This is a genomic window from Pseudoflavonifractor sp. HNCC25GI2 (assembly GCF_058136395.1).
Genome location: NZ_JBYUOW010000004.1, coordinates 243,345 through 258,426 on the forward strand (window position 1 = coordinate 243,345; position 15,082 = coordinate 258,426).

Annotated in this window: 17 protein-coding genes; all 17 read left to right on the forward strand. The window is 60.1% G+C overall.

The features are described from left to right. Positions 1-4 precede the first annotated feature (4 nt). The 17 genes from trmFO (at position 5) to AC3YUO_RS07890 (ending at position 15,070) form a co-directional block, all read left to right on the forward strand. Entirely contained in the window at positions 5-1,309 is a 1,305-nt protein-coding gene (gene trmFO / locus AC3YUO_RS07810; protein ID WP_489962464.1) for a methylenetetrahydrofolate--tRNA-(uracil(54)-C(5))-methyltransferase (FADH(2)-oxidizing) TrmFO, read from the forward strand. Positions 1,310-1,360: 51 nt separating this feature from the next. Then, positions 1,361-2,404: a phosphate acyltransferase PlsX gene (gene plsX / locus AC3YUO_RS07815; RefSeq protein WP_489962466.1), complete on the forward strand. Its 1,044-nt coding sequence runs from the start codon at positions 1,361-1,363 to the stop codon at positions 2,402-2,404. A gap of 141 nt (positions 2,405-2,545) precedes the next feature. Further along, positions 2,546-3,031: an RNA polymerase sigma factor gene (locus AC3YUO_RS07820; protein WP_489962467.1), complete on the forward strand. Its 486-nt coding sequence runs from the start codon at positions 2,546-2,548 to the stop codon at positions 3,029-3,031. Then, positions 3,024-4,040: a DUF4179 domain-containing protein gene (locus tag AC3YUO_RS07825; RefSeq protein WP_489962468.1), complete on the forward strand. Its 1,017-nt coding sequence runs from the start codon at positions 3,024-3,026 to the stop codon at positions 4,038-4,040. The genes AC3YUO_RS07820 and AC3YUO_RS07825 overlap by 8 nt, the downstream gene beginning before the upstream one ends. A 120-nt stretch (positions 4,041-4,160) precedes the next feature. Further along, positions 4,161-4,358: a DUF951 domain-containing protein gene (locus tag AC3YUO_RS07830; protein WP_489962469.1), complete on the forward strand. Its 198-nt coding sequence runs from the start codon at positions 4,161-4,163 to the stop codon at positions 4,356-4,358. Between the two features lie 18 nt (positions 4,359-4,376). Beyond that, positions 4,377-5,255, forward strand: coding sequence for a B12-binding domain-containing radical SAM protein (locus tag AC3YUO_RS07835; protein ID WP_489962470.1), 879 nt, complete (start codon positions 4,377-4,379; stop codon positions 5,253-5,255). Positions 5,256-5,637: 382 nt separating this feature from the next. Beyond that, entirely contained in the window at positions 5,638-6,603 is a 966-nt protein-coding gene (locus AC3YUO_RS07840) for a cell wall hydrolase (protein ID WP_489962471.1), read from the forward strand. A 163-nt stretch (positions 6,604-6,766) separates the two neighbouring features. After that, positions 6,767-7,267, forward strand: coding sequence for a transcription antitermination factor NusB (gene nusB / locus AC3YUO_RS07845; RefSeq protein WP_489962472.1), 501 nt, complete (start codon positions 6,767-6,769; stop codon positions 7,265-7,267). Then, positions 7,264-8,208: a tRNA (adenosine(37)-N6)-threonylcarbamoyltransferase complex transferase subunit TsaD gene (locus AC3YUO_RS07850; protein ID WP_489962473.1), complete on the forward strand. Its 945-nt coding sequence runs from the start codon at positions 7,264-7,266 to the stop codon at positions 8,206-8,208. The genes nusB and AC3YUO_RS07850 overlap by 4 nt, the downstream gene beginning before the upstream one ends. Beyond that, complete coding sequence (xseA, locus tag AC3YUO_RS07855; RefSeq protein WP_489962474.1) at positions 8,205-9,440, forward strand: exodeoxyribonuclease VII large subunit; 1,236 nt, start codon at positions 8,205-8,207, stop codon at positions 9,438-9,440. Before AC3YUO_RS07850 ends, xseA begins: the two co-directional genes overlap by 4 nt. A gap of 18 nt (positions 9,441-9,458) precedes the next feature. Further along, positions 9,459-9,695, forward strand: coding sequence for an exodeoxyribonuclease VII small subunit (locus AC3YUO_RS07860; RefSeq protein WP_489962475.1), 237 nt, complete (start codon positions 9,459-9,461; stop codon positions 9,693-9,695). A gap of 1 nt (position 9,696) precedes the next feature. Next, entirely contained in the window at positions 9,697-10,575 is an 879-nt protein-coding gene (locus AC3YUO_RS07865) for a polyprenyl synthetase family protein (protein ID WP_489962476.1), read from the forward strand. 20 nt (positions 10,576-10,595) lie between these two features. Next, positions 10,596-11,054 (forward strand): divergent PAP2 family protein, encoded by a 459-nt coding sequence (locus AC3YUO_RS07870; RefSeq protein WP_489962477.1) that lies wholly within the window; start codon positions 10,596-10,598, stop codon positions 11,052-11,054. Between the two features lie 39 nt (positions 11,055-11,093). Beyond that, positions 11,094-12,950 (forward strand): 1-deoxy-D-xylulose-5-phosphate synthase, encoded by a 1,857-nt coding sequence (dxs, locus tag AC3YUO_RS07875; protein ID WP_489962478.1) that lies wholly within the window; start codon positions 11,094-11,096, stop codon positions 12,948-12,950. Next, positions 12,943-13,752, forward strand: coding sequence for a TlyA family RNA methyltransferase (locus AC3YUO_RS07880; RefSeq protein ID WP_489962479.1), 810 nt, complete (start codon positions 12,943-12,945; stop codon positions 13,750-13,752). Before dxs ends, AC3YUO_RS07880 begins: the two co-directional genes overlap by 8 nt. After that, a complete protein-coding gene (locus AC3YUO_RS07885) occupies positions 13,749-14,621 on the forward strand; it encodes an NAD(+)/NADH kinase (RefSeq protein WP_489962480.1) in 873 nt (290 codons plus the stop codon). The genes AC3YUO_RS07880 and AC3YUO_RS07885 overlap by 4 nt, the downstream gene beginning before the upstream one ends. After that, positions 14,618-15,070 (forward strand): arginine repressor, encoded by a 453-nt coding sequence (locus AC3YUO_RS07890; protein WP_489962481.1) that lies wholly within the window; start codon positions 14,618-14,620, stop codon positions 15,068-15,070. The genes AC3YUO_RS07885 and AC3YUO_RS07890 overlap by 4 nt, the downstream gene beginning before the upstream one ends. Positions 15,071-15,082: the final 12 nt, after the last annotated feature.

The following is a 15,082-nucleotide window of genomic DNA, read 5'->3' on the forward strand; positions in this document are numbered from 1 at the left end:
AACTATGGAACCTGTGATTGTGATTGGGGCGGGCCTTGCGGGCAGCGAGGCGGCCTGGCAGCTGGCCCGGCGGGGCATTCCCGTGGAGCTGCGGGAGATGAAGCCGGAGAAGATGACCCCCGCCCACCACAGCCCCAGCTTTGGAGAGCTGGTGTGTTCCAACTCCCTGCGCTCCGATCAGCTGGAGAATGCGGTGGGCCTTTTGAAGGAGGAGCTGCGCCGCTGCGGCTCGCTGATCATGGCCTGCGCCGACGCACACCGGGTAGAGGCCGGCGGCGCTCTGGCCGTGGACCGTGAGGCCTTTGCCGCCGCCATTACCAAGCAGATCCGAAATCATCCCAACATCACGGTGAAGGAGGGGGAGGTCACGGAGATTCCCCCGGAGGGCCAGGTGATCATCGCTACCGGTCCCCTCACCTCCGAGCCCCTGTCCCAGGCCATCGGGAACCTGTTCCCCGACAGCAAGTACCTCAATTTCTTTGACGCCGCCGCCCCGCTGGTCACCTTTGAGAGCGTGGACATGGACAGCGCCTGGTTTGCTTCCCGGTATGACCGGGGCACTCCGGACTACATCAACTGCCCCCTCAGTCAGGAGGAGTATGAGGCCTTCTGGCAGGCCCTGACCACCGCCCAGGAGGCGGAGGTCCACGGCTTTGAGGACTCCGGAGTGTTCGAGGGCTGCATGCCCGTGGAGGTGATGGCCCGCCGGGGTGTGGACACCCTGCGCTACGGTCCCCTGAAGCCTGTGGGCCTGAAGGACCCCAAGACGGGGAAGGAGCCCTATGCCGTGGTGCAGCTGCGCCGGGACAACGCCCAGGGGTCCATCTACAACATCGTAGGCTTCCAGACCCACCTGCGCTGGCCGGAGCAGAAGCGGGTCTTCTCCATGATTCCCGCCCTGAAGGACGCCCAGTACGTGCGCTACGGCGTCATGCACCGCAATACCTTCCTGGATTCCCCCCGCCTGCTGGACCGGTACTACCGGGTGCGGGGCCAGGAGCGGCTGATGTTTGCCGGGCAGATCACCGGCGTGGAGGGCTATGTGGAGTCCACTGCTTCCGGCTGCCTGGCTGCCATGGAGCTGGCCCGGCGGCTCAGCGGCCGGGAACCCGTCAATTTCCCCAGAGAGACGGCCATTGGAGCCATGGCTCTTTACATTAGTGACGAAAGTGTGGTAAACTTTCAACCGATGAATGTGAATTTTGGCCTCATTCCCCAGCTGGGCTATCGGGTCAAAGGCAAGCGGAACAAGAACGCCGAAATTTCCAAGCGTGCATTGGAGAAGCTGGGTGAACTGGACTTAACCTGAACGCGGAATATTCGGCAGGCTCCGAGGGTACGGAAGGGAAGGATTGTAAGTATGAAAATTATTGTAGACGCCATGGGCGGGGATAACGCTCCTCAGGCACCCGTTATGGGCGCCATTCAGGCCAGCCAGGAGTATGGCGTGGACATCATTCTGGTGGGCCGTGGGGAGGAGATTCTGAAGGTGCTGGAGCAGAACGGCATCCAGGATCTGCCCGCTGGTGTGGAGATTGCCCATGCCAGTGAGGTGGTGGAGATGTGCGACAATCCCGCCACTGCCTTCCGGGAGAAGAAGGACTCCTCCCTGACGGTGGGCCTGAACCTGCTGAAAAACGGGGCAGGGGATGCCTTTGTGTCTGCCGGATCCACCGGCGCTCTGCTCTCCGGCGCCACTCTGGTGGTCAAGCGCATCCGGGGCATCCGCCGTGCCGCTCTGGCCCCTGTGGTGCCCACCGGCGGCGGAGGAGCCGTGCTCATTGACTGCGGCGCCAACGCTGAGTGTCCTCCGGAGTACCTGCTGCAGTTTGCCTACATGGGTTCCTACTACGCCGAGCATGTGCTGGGCCGCCCGGAGCCCAAGGTGGGCCTTCTGAACATCGGCGTGGAGCCCACCAAGGGCACCAGCCTCCAGACCACCGTCTACGGCATGCTCAAGGAGGCCGGCGAGGCCGGCCGCATCAACTTTGTGGGCAACGTGGAGGCCCGGGAGGCCGTGGAGGGTGCGGTGGACGTCATTGTCTCCGACGGCTACTCCGGCAACATCTTCCTGAAGACTATGGAGGGCACCGGCCTGTTCCTGGCACGGGAGATCAAGAAACTCTTTATGAAGAACCTTCTGACCAAGCTGGCTGCCGTGCTGGTGTCTGGCGGGCTGAAGGAGTTCAAGAAGCTGATGAGCGCCGACGAGGTGGGCGGTACCGCCCTGGTGGGTATCTCCAAGCCGGTTATCAAGGCCCACGGCTCCTCGGACGCCTATGCCATCAAGAACGCTGTGCGTCAGGCCAAGCAGTATGTGTCCTCCGGCATCATTGAGAGCATTGCGGAGAACATCGACGTCATGCGCCTGGACGCTCCCTCCCACGCCGCGGAGGAGAACTAAGCCAGTCGGAACTGAAATCAGAACCCAAAGGGGCGGGACCTGTGGTCCCGCCCCTTTTTGCAAAAAATGTCTGGTCCGGTGAGATATTCCGCCTATCTGCCGGGTATAGAGGGTGAAAGGCCTTTCAAAGGGAGTGAAGCTATGCTGACAAACCGGGAGTTTTCCGCCCTGGCGGAGCGGTATCTGAATCTGGTCTACCGGGTGGCCCTCAACTGCGTGGGCAGCCCGGCGGACGCGGACGACGTGACCCAGAATACTATGCTGCGGCTGCTGCGGCAGAAGGAGGGGTTCCAAAGCGAGGAGCATGCCAAACGGTGGCTTATCCGTGTGGCAGTGAATGAATCCAAACGGCTGCTCACCGCCCCCTGGCGGCGGCACACCGTGACATTGGAGGAGCTGGCTGCCGTCCTGCCCGCGGAGGACCGGGAGGGACAGGAACTGCTGGAGGCGGTGCTGAGCCTGCCGGGGAAGTATCGGCTTCCGCTGTACCTTTATTATTATGAGGGGTACCAGGTGGGGGAGATTGGAGAGCTGCTGAACCGCCGTCCCTCCACCGTGCAGACCCAACTGGCCCGGGGACGGGAGCTTCTGAAAAAACAGCTGACGGAGGTGAACGGACGTGGATGAGCGTAGGGTATATGAGCGGGCCTTTGACGGAGTGGAGGCCCCGGACCGGCTGAGAGAGCGGATTATGAAAATGGGCGAGGGACAGACAAGAACGCCGCACTTTGTGCGGAGGCTGTCCACGGTGGCGGCCGCGGCGGTGCTGCTGCTGTTCCTGCTGGGCTGCGCCGTGGTGGGTACAGTGTACGGCCAGAGCATCCAGAGCTGGTTTGCCCACTACTGGCAGGCGGTGAACCACCAGGCGATGAGCGAGGGCCAGACCGCCATGATTGACCATCTGACCCAGGAGATTCACCAGAGCCAGACCGTGGACGGAGTGACCGTGACCGTGGATTCGGCCACGGTGGGGGACGACAACTTCTTCCTTCTCCTTCGGGTGGAGGGGGCGGACTTCTACAAACGATGGGGATACCGCTTCGAGGAGATGACCATGGAGCTTTCCCCCGACCCCACAGAGTCAGATGAGGGCCTGGGAGGCTACGGCTTCCAATATCAAGGGCTAGATGGAGACGGCTCAGCGCTGATGCTGATGGATATGGGCTATGCCTCTGCCCAGGGGTTCCAGGCGGACACCAGCCCTCTGGAGGTCACCCTGATCCTCACCGATCTGGTGGAGAGCGGCGGAAGCCATGAGGAACTGCTGACCCAAGGGACCTGGAGCTTTGCCTTTACCTTGGACCGCAGTCAGATTCCCGCCCCGGTCCTTCTGCCAGACACCACCATTGAGGTGAGGGACCAAAGCAGAGAACATACCATCCAGGTGGAGCTGACCAACCTCCAGGTGACCAATACGGGGGTGCGGTTCCAGTACAGCCCCTCCCGGGCGGCGATGGATGAGCTCCGTGTGACGCTGATTCTGGAAAATGGCACAGAAATCCGGGACGGCGGGAGCTTCGGTACGGGAATGGAGGATGGCGATGGCATGTTCGTCTCCTATCAGTGGTCTGTTCCGGCAGATTTGGAGGAGGCCGTAGCGCTGCGTATCGGAGACGTTGAAATTCCCATTCCGTGACAAGAAGATTGAAAATGGGAGGCGGCTTTTGGGCCGCCTCCCTTCGCGTTGACATTCCATCGGGGGGAATTTATAATGAAAGCCATAGGATTCGAAGAAACGCCGGATTTGGAGGCTGCTATGGATATCCACGTAAACGATGTATTAAAGATGAAAAAGCCCCACCCCTGCGGCAGCCAGGACTGGCTGGTTCTGCGGGTTGGAATGGATTTTAAGATGCGCTGCCAGGGCTGCGGCCACGAGGTGATGCTCCCCCGGAGCAAGGCGGAGAAGAATATCCGCAAGGTGTTCCGGGAGGGGCAGGAGATACAGGCGTAAGGAAAGGACTGAAGTGTCATGCGTTACGACAGTGATTTGTTATACCGTCCCCCGGGAGAGTGGAGGAGCTATCTGCTCCAGTGTACCATCGGCTGTTCCCACAACAAGTGTACCTTCTGCGGGATGTATAAGGAGAAAACATTCCGTATCCGCCCGGTGGAGGACATTCTGGAGGACATCGATATGGCCCTGGACTATTACGGACCCAGGGTGGAACGAGTGTTTCTCATGGACGGGGACGCCATTATCATGAAGACGGAGGATTTGCTGAAAATTCTCCATAAGCTCTACGCTACCTTCCCCAAGCTGGAGAAGGTAACCCTCTACGCCGGCCCACGGAGCACTCTGACCAAGTCCATGGATGAGCTGAAGGAGCTGCACCGGGCGGGCCTGTCCCGGGCCTATCTGGGCGTGGAGAGCGGCAGCCAGGCAGTGCTGGACTTCATCCACAAGGGTTGCACCACCCAGCAGATGCTCCAGGCGGGGCAAAATCTGGTGGCGGCGGGCATCGACCTGTGGGTGACAGTGATATTGGGCATCACCGGGCAGGGGGGAGACTGGGAGGAGCACATTCTCTCCACCGCCAAAATGATCAATGAGATGCGTCCCCGGCACCTGTCCGCCATGACCTTCGCACCCGCCAAGGGCACGCCCCTGGGGGATGAGGTGCTGGCCGGCCGGTTTCAGGTCTGTACTCCCGACCAGGTGCTGGAGGAGTGCCGGCTGCTCATTGAAAATTTAGATGTAAACCCCTTACACTTTACAAGTAATCACGCCTCCAACTACCTGCCTCTGAAGGGCGGGCTGCCGGAGGACCGGGAGAAATTCCTGGCGCTCATCGACCAGGCGCTGGAGGGAAAAATCCGTCTTCGTAAAACGCTCAACCGCGGAATTTAAGGTGTGCGCGGAACGCGATTTTGAAAAAAGGAAACCCGATCATTGCTTGAATACCGGAGGCTGTGTCCGCGGAATGTTTCGCTGGACATGGCCTCCGGTTTGTTTCTGATTTCAGGTTTCTGTAAGAAAATCCTGGAAAGAACTGTAAGAGGCGGAAAAGAGCATTTGACTTCGAAAAGGGTAGAAAATCGCCTCAAAGCTTCAAAAAACCAAAAAATATTTCATGAAACGGACAAAATACACAAGAATCACATAATAGGTCTGTGCAGTTTTGCCCTTGATTCTCTGTGGTGAATTGGTTACAATGTGGTAACAAAAGTAACAGCCAGTTGCTTTTGGTTGTCATAATTATGACAAAAATTTCATCATAGGAGTGTAGACAATGATACGCAAGCTGTTTTCCACGCTGCTGTGTGCCTTTGCCTTACTCCTCCTGATGGGTGCCGGCACAGCTCCTCAGCAGCCGGTGACTGTCTTGGCAGAGGAGGAGAGCACCACCGAAACCGACGGGGTGCTTGGGACTGAAGTTCAGTCCGTTTATGAGGTGAGCAGTCAGGCTATTCCCGCCGCTGCCGCCGCCAATCCCATTGAATTGGCGGAACGCACAGAGAGCAGACTTCTGGTTGACGGAATCGCTGCTCCTGCAGAAGTGGAAATGACCCAGAAGGACGGGGTGACCTATGTGGCTCTGGCCAACATGGCCCTGTGTCTGGACGAGACCGCCGCGGCCAACTGGAACGTTGAGTCTCAGGTACTCACCGTTACTACCTCCAAGCTGAGCCTGACTGCCAAAGTGGGCCAGCTGTATCTGGAGGCCAACGGCCGTTATCTGTATTTACCCGAAGGGGTGCAGATGGTCAATGGCAAGGTTGTGGTTCCCCTGTGGGCCGTCACCGAAGCCTTTGGCGCGAAGCTGGGTTGGGAGAGCTCCACCGGAATCGTGACGGTGACCCGCGGCAGCGGTGCCATTCAGTCGGGCGATTCCTACTATGACCAGAACGACCTGTTTTGGCTGTCCCGGATCATCTACGCCGAGAGCGGCAATCAGCCGCTGGAGGGCCAGATGGCTGTGGGCATCGTGGTCATGAACCGTGTGAAGAGCCCCATTTACCCCAACACGGTGGAGGGTGTTCTGGCTCAGAAGAACCAGTTCTCCACCTATCAGTCGGGCCGACTGGCCAACCGCACCCCCAACGCGTCCAGCGTGATTGCTGCCAAGCTGGTGCTGGACGGCGGTGTGGTGACCGAGGTAAAGGACGCCCTTTACTTTGATTCCAGCTCCAACAGCTGGGCCTCCCGCAATAAGGAGTGCGTGGCTGTGATTGGAAATCACAAATTCTACGCCTGACGAAAAGGCCGCCCAAAGGGGCGGCTTTTTTGCTGCCTGTTGGAAAAATAACTCCCATTTTTTGGCTTGCTGAAGAAATTGGGGGTTTTCTTTTTGCATATTCATGTATATAATAGAGTCACTGTATTATGCTCATTTACGAACTGTGGGAGGAAACAGATCCATGACGAGAAGCAACGCCAGAGAGATTGCGGTGCATTTGATTTATGAGCTCAGCTTTGGGGATGGAAACGCGCAGGAGCTGCTGGACAGCCAGCTGACGCCGGAGCGGTTCCGGGAGCTTTCCGAAGAGATGCCTTTGTACGCCCAGTTTCCCAATGAGAAGCAGGAGAAGTACATAAGGGAGCTGGTCCAGGGGGTATTCTCCCACGGACCGGAGCTGGACGACTACATTGGCCGCTATGCGGTGGGCTGGAACTTTGCCCGGATTCCCCGGATGGCTGCTGCCATTATGCGCACCGCCATGTATGAAGTGCTGTATATGCCCGACGTGCCCAACGCTGCCGCCATCAACGAGGCGGTGGAGATTGCCAAGAGCTATGAGCCTGTGGAGGTCGTGTCCTTCGTCAACGGAATTTTGGGATCCTTTGTTCGGGCCGAATTTTCGGACACCCCGCCCAAGCCGGAGAAGGCAGCTCAGGACGGGGAGGAGAGCCAGGCGTGACGGGGGCGGCGCTGGGGCTGGACACCAGCAACTACACCACCTCCGCCGCCGTCTTTGACGGCCGCGACGGCAGCAATGCGGGCCGGCTTCTGGACGTGCGCCCTGGAGAGCTGGGGCTGCGTCAGAGCGACGCGCTCTTTCAGCATACCAAGCGCCTGCCCCAGATGCTGGAGCAGCTGGCTGAGCAAGGGCTTTTGCAAAATCTGGCCGCAGTGGGTGCCAGTACGGCTCCGCGGCGGGTAGAGGGGTCCTATATGCCCTGTTTTTTGGTAGGTTCCTCGCAGGGACAGAGCCTGTCGGCCGCCCTGGGGGTGCCTTTTTATGCCTTTTCCCACCAAGAGGGGCATCTGGCTGCCGCCGCCTGGTCGGCGGGGCATATGGAGCTCCTGGAGCAGCCCTTCCTGGCCTGGCACCTGTCCGGCGGCACCACAGAGCTTCTGCACGTGGAGCCGGAAGGGGAGGCCTGGAAGTGCGAAATTCTGGGAGGCACCAGTGACATCTCCGCCGGGCAGCTGATTGACCGCACCGGCGTTTTGCTGGGACTGCCCTTTCCTGCCGGGAAAGCGCTGGACGAGCTTTATGACCCGGAGGGAGGCGCGCGCCCCTTCCGGGTAAAGCTGCAGGAGCTGACCTTTTCTCTGTCCGGCATGGAAAATCAGGTCAAGGCCATGGCCCAGCGGGGAGAGCCCCAGGGGCGGATTGCCCAGTTCACCCTGGATACCGTGACGGACGTGGTGCTGCGGGCCACGCAGGAGGCCCAGCGGCGCTTCCCTGGCCTGCCAGTCCTTTGCTCCGGGGGAGTGGCCTCCAACCGCCGCCTGCGCGGCGCGCTGCAGGAGGCATGCGGAGCCTGGTTTGCTCTGCCCAAGTACTCCACGGACAATGCACTGGGCATTGCGCTTTTGACCTGGCGTGCCATGGAGCGGAGGGAGCACCCATGAGAGAAGCCCCTTCCATCCTTACCCCAAGCCAGGTCGGGCAGTATATCAAGGGCTTCATGGACCGGGACCGGGTGTTGTCCGGTCTGCTGGTACGGGGGGAGATTTCCAACTATAAGCTCTACCCCTCGGGACACCACTATTTCACCCTGAAGGACGGGGAGGGCGCGCTGCGGTGCGTCATGTTCCGGGGAGACGCGGCCTCGCTGCGTTTCCGGCCCCAGAACGGGATGCAGGTCATTGCGGCCGGGCGTGTGACCGTCTTCCCACGGGATGGTCAATACCAGCTCTACTGTGCCAGGCTGACCCCGGAGGGAGCCGGAGATCTACATGTGGCCTTCGAGCAGCTGAAGGAGAAGCTGCTGCGGGAGGGCCTCTTTGACCGCAGCCGAAAGAAACCAATTCCCCGCTTTCCGGGGCGAATTGCCCTGGTGACCTCTCCGGCGGGTGCCGCAGTGCGGGATATGCTGCGGATTTTGAAGGCCCGCTGGCCCATGGCGCAGGTCCGGGTTCTGCCGGTTCGGGTGCAGGGAGAAGGGGCCGCGGAGGAGATTGCCGGAGCCATCCGGTGGTGCTGCCAGACCGGTTCGGCCGACCTGATTATTACGGGCCGGGGCGGCGGCTCCATGGAGGACCTGTGGGCATTCAATGAGGAGGTCGTGGCCCGGGCCATCTATGAGGCGGATATTCCCGTTATTTCTGCCGTGGGACATGAGCCGGACGTGACCATTGCGGATTTTGTGGCCGACCTGCGGGCGGCCACCCCCTCCAATGCTGCTGAGCTGGCCGTGCCGGACCAAAATGAGATTCGTGCCTGGCTGCTTCAGACGGAAAAACGGCTGGAGCAGGGGATTGTGCGGCTGCTGGCCCTGCGCCGGGAGCAGCTGAGCCGATTGGGAAAGAGTCGGGTTATGACGGACCCGGGCGCCTATATCCGGGACAAGCGTCTGCTGCTGGACTACCAGAGCCGCCGCCTCACCCACGGGCTGGAGCGGAGTGTGTCGGGACAGCGGGAGCGTCTGGCCCGCCTGGCGGCCGCTCTGGATGCCATGAGCCCGCTGAAGGTGCTGGGGCGGGGTTACTCCATTGCCCAGAAGGAGAATGGGGCTGTGATTGCCTCGGTGGAGGATGCGGAGCCTGGAGAGCACTTTGCCCTGCGCCTGAGTGACGGAAGTCTGCGCTGCCGGGTCGAGGCACAAGAAGAGAAAAACGGGCCGGACAGGTCCAAACTATAAGAAAAGGAAGTGCCCTGGATGGCAGCAAAGAAAAAACTGGACTTTGAGGGCTCCATGACCCGGCTGGAGGAAATTGTGACTCTGCTGGAGCGGGGAGACGCGCCCCTGGAGCAGGCTATGGCCCTGTTTGAAGAGGGGGCCAAGCTGCTGCGGGAGTGCACTGCGCAGCTGGACCAGGCGGAGCAAAAGGTCAGCCTGCTGACGGCTGGGGAAACGGGGCTGCCCGAGGAGCGCCCTTTTGAGGGAGATGAGTGAGATGGAACCGAATTATTCCGAGCACATGGATCAGGACCTGGTTCTGGTTGAGGACTATCTGTCTCACCTTTGCCGGGAAGGGGAGCGGTATGCGGATCTGCAGGAGGCCATGGAGTACTCTCTGATGGCCGGTGGGAAACGCATTCGTCCCGTACTGGTGCTGGAGACCTGCCGTATGTGCGGGGGAGATCCCCAGCAGGCGCTGCCCTTTGCGGCCGCTGTGGAGATGGTGCATACCTATTCCCTCATCCACGACGATTTGCCTGCCATGGATGACGACCAGCTGCGCCGGGGCCGGCCCACCAACCACGTGGTGTACGGCGAGGCCACAGCCATTCTGGCGGGAGATGGCCTTCTGACGGCTGCTTTCGGTCAGCTGGCGTCGGCCCAGCTGCCTGCCCAGCAGATTGTGGAGGCGGTGCGCTGCCTGTCGGAAGCGGCTGGCCCGGAGGGCATGGTAGGCGGACAGGCCCTGGATATGGCAGGGGAGGGCCGGGCCATGACACGGCGTGAGCTGGAGCAGCTCCAGAGTCTAAAAACCGGGGCATTGATCGCCGCTGCGGCACAGCTGGGCTGTATTGCCGCGGGCGGGAACGAGGAGCAGCTGCAGAAGGTAAAGCGCTATGCTCAGGCCCTGGGCCGTGCGTTCCAGGTGCGGGACGATATGCTGGATGTGACCAGCTCGGACACGGAGCTGGGAAAACCGGTTGGATCGGACCGGGTAAACGAGAAAAACACCTTTGTAACCGCGCTGGGCCTGTCCGGCTGCAGCCAGCTGATGGAGCAGCTGACCCAGGAAGCGGTGGATGCGCTGGAGGGATTTGAAGAGGCAGGATTTTTGTCCTGGCTGGCATGGGAGATGTCCGTACGGAATAAGTGACCCGGACAAGGAGAAATACCATGGAATTTTACCGCGGCTATGTAACTGGAAACCTGATGCTGGATCTGGCGCTGCTGGCCTGGCTGGCAGCCCAGGTGCTGAAAGTGCTGCTGCACTATGCGTTTCAGGGAAAGTCGGACTTCAGTCTGCTTCTGAAAAGCGGAGGGATGCCCAGTTCCCACTCCGCCTTTGTCTGCGCGCTGGCAGTGTCGGTGGGCATTTTGTACGGCTGGTCCGGGCCGCTGTTTGCATTGGCGGCCGGTATGGCCGTTGTGGTGATGTATGACGCCTGCAATGTGCGCTGGTCGACCGGAGAACAGGCCAAGGCACTGAATGAACTGCTCTCCGGTATGGAGCAGATTCCACCGCAGCTGCGGGGCAGGCGGCTGAAGGAAGCGCTGGGACACACCCCGTTCCAGGTCTTTATGGGGGCCCTACTGGGCATCGCAGTGGGCTGCCTGGCTCTGCTGCAGCGCTGACTGGGGGCGACAGGCCCCACAAAAAGGAGTCGGTCAAGTTTGGATAGCAAGACACAAGAGCATATACAAGGCCCGCTGCTGGCAGGATACAGCGACCGGGAGTGCGCACAGCTGTGCGCGGAGCTCCGCCGGGAGCTGGTGGAGGATGTGGCCCAAACCGGCGGCCACCTGGCCTCAAATCTGGGCGCTGTGGAGCTGACCGTGGCCATTCACCGGGTGTTTGATACCAGCCGGGACCGTCTGGTATTTGACGTGGGGCACCAGTGTTACCCCCATAAGATGCTGACCGGGCGGCGGGAACAGATGGCTACTCTGCGGCAGTATGGCGGTATTGCGGGCTTTCCCAAGCCGAAGGAGAGCATACACGATGCGTTTATTGCGGGCCACGCCTCCAACTCGGTGGCTGTGGCACTGGGCATGGCACGGGCCAGAACCCTGATGGGGGAGGACTATAAGGTACTGGCCCTCATTGGCGATGGAGCGCTTACCGGCGGGCTTGCCTATGAGGGCTTGTCCAACGCTGGGGACTGCGGGCAGCAGCTGCTGGTTATCCTCAATGACAACGGCATGTCCATCACGCCCAATGTGGGTGCAGTGGCCGATCATCTGGCCAAGCAGCGGCTCAAGCCCCAGTATCTGACCTTCAAGCGCCACTATCGCCGCATTATGAATGCCACCTGGATTGGCCGCAAGGTTTATGGCTTTACACATAAGATGAAACAGGCCTTGAAGCAGAGCCTGCTTCCTTGCAACATGTTTGAGAATATGGGCTTCAACTATATGGGGCCGGTGGATGGGCACGACCTGCACCATCTGACCCAGATTCTGCGCTATGCCCGGGATGTGAATGAGCCGGTGCTGCTCCATGTCAAGACCAAGAAGGGAAAGGGGTATCTCCCCGCGGAGGAGAACCCGGACGCCTTTCATGGTGTCTCTCCCTTTGATCCCCTGACTGGAAAGGCGAAGAAGGCATCGGGAGAGAACTTTTCTTCTGTGTTTGGCCGCACGTTGGACCGGCTGGGGCAGGAGGATAAGCGCATCTGTGCCATTACGGCGGCCATGATGAGCGGAACGGGGCTGGAGCATTTCCAGGCGGCCTGCCCGGAGCGCTTCTTTGATGTGGGAATTGCAGAAGGGTGTGCTGTCTCTATGGCGGCCGGTATGGCCAAGGAAGGAGCCATCCCCGTCTTTGCAGTGTATTCCACTTTTCTGCAGCGTGCCTATGATATGATTCTCCACGATGTAGCTCTGGATCATCTCCATGTTGTCCTGGGGGTGGATCGGGCCGGATTGGTGGGAGAAGATGGGGAGACCCACCATGGTGTCTTTGATGTGGCTTACCTGGACAGCGTGCCGGGAATGACGGTGTTGGCGCCTTCCAGCTATGCGGAACTGGAGCGGATGCTGGAGCAGGCGGTACTCCACATGGACGGCCCGGTGGCCGTTCGCTACCCCAGAGGCGGCGAGGGGGCCTATACGGCCGACAGTGGTGCAGAGGCCTCCGTGGTACTGCGCAGCGGCGGAGATATTACTCTGGCCGGCTACGGAATCCAGATTAACGATCTGCTGGAAGCCGCCCAAATTCTGAGCGAAAAAGGTGTGGAGGCAGAAGTTGTAAAGTTAAATGTCCTTACACCTTTGAAAACGGATGGAGTGGCCGCTTCTGTGAAAAAGACCGGGGCGCTGCTGGTCGCAGAGGACTGTATGGCAGAGGGCTGTATCGGTCAGCGTTTAGCAGCCGCGCTGGAGGAGCAGCATGTGGGAGCAAGGGTTTGTCTCATAAACTGCGGTGCACAGTTTATCGCCCACGGCGCGCTGAAGTATTTGAAGAAAGAACGAAATCTGGACGGAGAAGGAATTGCGCGTAAGGCGCTGGAGGTGCTGGGGCGTGGCTAAGAAGCGGTTGGATGTGGCGATGACAGAGCAGGGGCTGGCGGAGAGCCGGCAGAAAGCTCAGGCGATTATTATGGCCGGACAGGTCTATGTAGATGGACAGAAGGTGGACAAGGCCGGAGCTCCGGTCACGCCGGAAAGCCATATCGAGGTGCGGGGTAAGACCCTGCGCTATGTCAGCCGGGGCGGGCTGAAGCTGGAAAAGGCCATGACCTGCTGGCCCATCCACCTTGAGGGAGCCGTGTGCGGCGACATCGGCGCATCCACCGGTGGATTTACCGACTGTATGCTGCAAAATGGTGCGGCCAAGGTGTATGCCGTGGATGTGGGCTATAATCAGTTGGATTGGAAGCTGCGTACCCACCCGCAGGTGGTGTGTATGGAGCGGACCAATGCCCGTTATCTGACCCGGGAACAGATCCCCGACCCTCTGGACTTTTTTTCGGTGGATGTCTCCTTTATTTCCCTCAACCTGATTCTGCCGGCCATCCGGCCGCTGATGAAGGAGGGGGGAAGCGGTGTCTGCCTGGTCAAGCCCCAGTTTGAGGCGGGCCGGGAGAAGGTGGGCAAAAAAGGCGTGGTCCGGGATCCCCAGGTGCATCTGGAGGTGCTGGAGCAATTTCTGGTCCATGCGGCCAATGCGGGCTTTTCCGTCCGGGATCTCACCTTTTCCCCCATTAAGGGGCCGGAAGGAAACATTGAGTATTTGGGTTATCTCTTTGCGGGTCCGGGACCGGCTTACGAGGGAGATTTGAAGGCGCTGGTGGAGCAGTCCCACGGAGCCTGGAAGGAGGAACAGGGATGAAGATTATCCTCAGCGCAAACCCATATCGGGACCGTGGGCTGCGTGCCACCATGGAGGCACAGCGCATTTTGCGCAAAGCGGGCGCCGAGGTTGTAATCTGTCTTCCCTTTACGCCAAAGAAAGGGGACCGGCTGGACCTGCCCGGCCAGGTGGAGCTGTCCACGCTGGAGCAGGAACTGCCGGGAGCGGATTTGCTCATCTGCTTTGGAGGAGACGGAACCATTCTCCATGCGGCCCGGGATGCGACCTTGCACGGGGTGCCGGTTATGGGCGTGAATATGGGGAGCGTCGGCTTCATGGCGGAGCTGGAGCGCGGAGAGCTGTCCCAGCTGGCGGCGCTGCCCAAGGGGCAGTACACCACGGAAAAGCGGATGATGCTGGATGTGCGTGTGCTCCGGGGCGAGAAGGTGGTCAGCCAGGATCTGGCTCTGAATGACGCGGTCATTTCCAAGGGTTCCATGGCCAGGGTCGCGGAAATGGAGGTGCTGGCTGACGATGTGCAGGCGGCGGCTATCATGGGGGACGGAGTCATTGTGGCTACCCCCACCGGGTCCACAGCCTATTCCATGTCGGCGGGCGGTCCTATTGTGGAGCCCACCTCCAAATGTATCATTGTGACCCCTGTGTGTGCCCATCAGCTTGCGGCGAGGGCCATGGTGCTCTCCCATGAGCGAGTGGTGACGGTACGCCTGCCAAAGGGCGGGCGCAAGCATTTGTACTTGTCAATCGATGGCGGCAAGGCACTGCGGCTGACCGGAGGAGACCGGGTGGAGATTCGTCAGTCCCGGTATTGTACGGAGCTTGTGACACTTTCCAAGCGCAGCTTTTATCAGGTGATTAGCCAGAAGTTAGGAGGATTTGCCCCATGAAAAATGCCCGTCAGTCCGAGATCCTCAGCATCATTCAGGAGGTGGAGGTGGAAACCCAGGAGCAGCTGTTGGAACAGCTGCGTGCCCGGGGCTATAACGCTACTCAGGCGACCATTTCCCGGGACATCAAGGAGCTGCGTCTGGTCAAGGAGCTGTCCGGGCGGGGAGGGTACCGCTACACCCTGTCCGATCGCAAAAATTCCACCGGCGTGGACCTGCGCCTTCGCAACATCTTTAAGGAAGGGGTCACATCCGTCGAGGTGGCCCAGAACATTGTGGTGGTGAAGACCATGCCCGGCCTGGCCTCGGCAGCCTGTTCTGCGCTGGACAACATGCAGATTCCCAATATGGTGGGCAGCCTGGCGGGGGATGACACGGGTATTCTGATTATGCGGGATAATGCTTCGGCCCAGCTTTTTGAGGCCGAGGTGCATAATTTGCTGAAATAAAAAGGAGGGAGG

Bases quoted from the DNA above. Each gene is read 5' to 3' on its own strand.
- trmFO (WP_489962464.1), top strand. From the start codon at position 5: ATGGAACCTGTGATTGTGATTGGGGCGGGCCTTGCGGGCAGCGAGGCG.
- plsX (WP_489962466.1), top strand. From the start codon at position 1,361: ATGAAAATTATTGTAGACGCCATGGGCGGGGATAACGCTCCTCAGGCA.
- AC3YUO_RS07820 (WP_489962467.1), top strand. From the start codon at position 2,546: ATGCTGACAAACCGGGAGTTTTCCGCCCTGGCGGAGCGGTATCTGAAT.
- AC3YUO_RS07830 (WP_489962469.1), top strand. From the start codon at position 4,161: ATGGATATCCACGTAAACGATGTATTAAAGATGAAAAAGCCCCACCCC.
- AC3YUO_RS07835 (WP_489962470.1), top strand. From the start codon at position 4,377: ATGCGTTACGACAGTGATTTGTTATACCGTCCCCCGGGAGAGTGGAGG.
- AC3YUO_RS07840 (WP_489962471.1), top strand. From the start codon at position 5,638: ATGATACGCAAGCTGTTTTCCACGCTGCTGTGTGCCTTTGCCTTACTC.
- nusB (WP_489962472.1), top strand. From the start codon at position 6,767: ATGACGAGAAGCAACGCCAGAGAGATTGCGGTGCATTTGATTTATGAG.
- xseA (WP_489962474.1), top strand. From the start codon at position 8,205: ATGAGAGAAGCCCCTTCCATCCTTACCCCAAGCCAGGTCGGGCAGTAT.
- AC3YUO_RS07860 (WP_489962475.1), top strand. From the start codon at position 9,459: ATGGCAGCAAAGAAAAAACTGGACTTTGAGGGCTCCATGACCCGGCTG.
- AC3YUO_RS07865 (WP_489962476.1), top strand. From the start codon at position 9,697: ATGGAACCGAATTATTCCGAGCACATGGATCAGGACCTGGTTCTGGTT.
- AC3YUO_RS07870 (WP_489962477.1), top strand. From the start codon at position 10,596: ATGGAATTTTACCGCGGCTATGTAACTGGAAACCTGATGCTGGATCTG.
- AC3YUO_RS07885 (WP_489962480.1), top strand. From the start codon at position 13,749: ATGAAGATTATCCTCAGCGCAAACCCATATCGGGACCGTGGGCTGCGT.
- AC3YUO_RS07890 (WP_489962481.1), top strand. From the start codon at position 14,618: ATGAAAAATGCCCGTCAGTCCGAGATCCTCAGCATCATTCAGGAGGTG.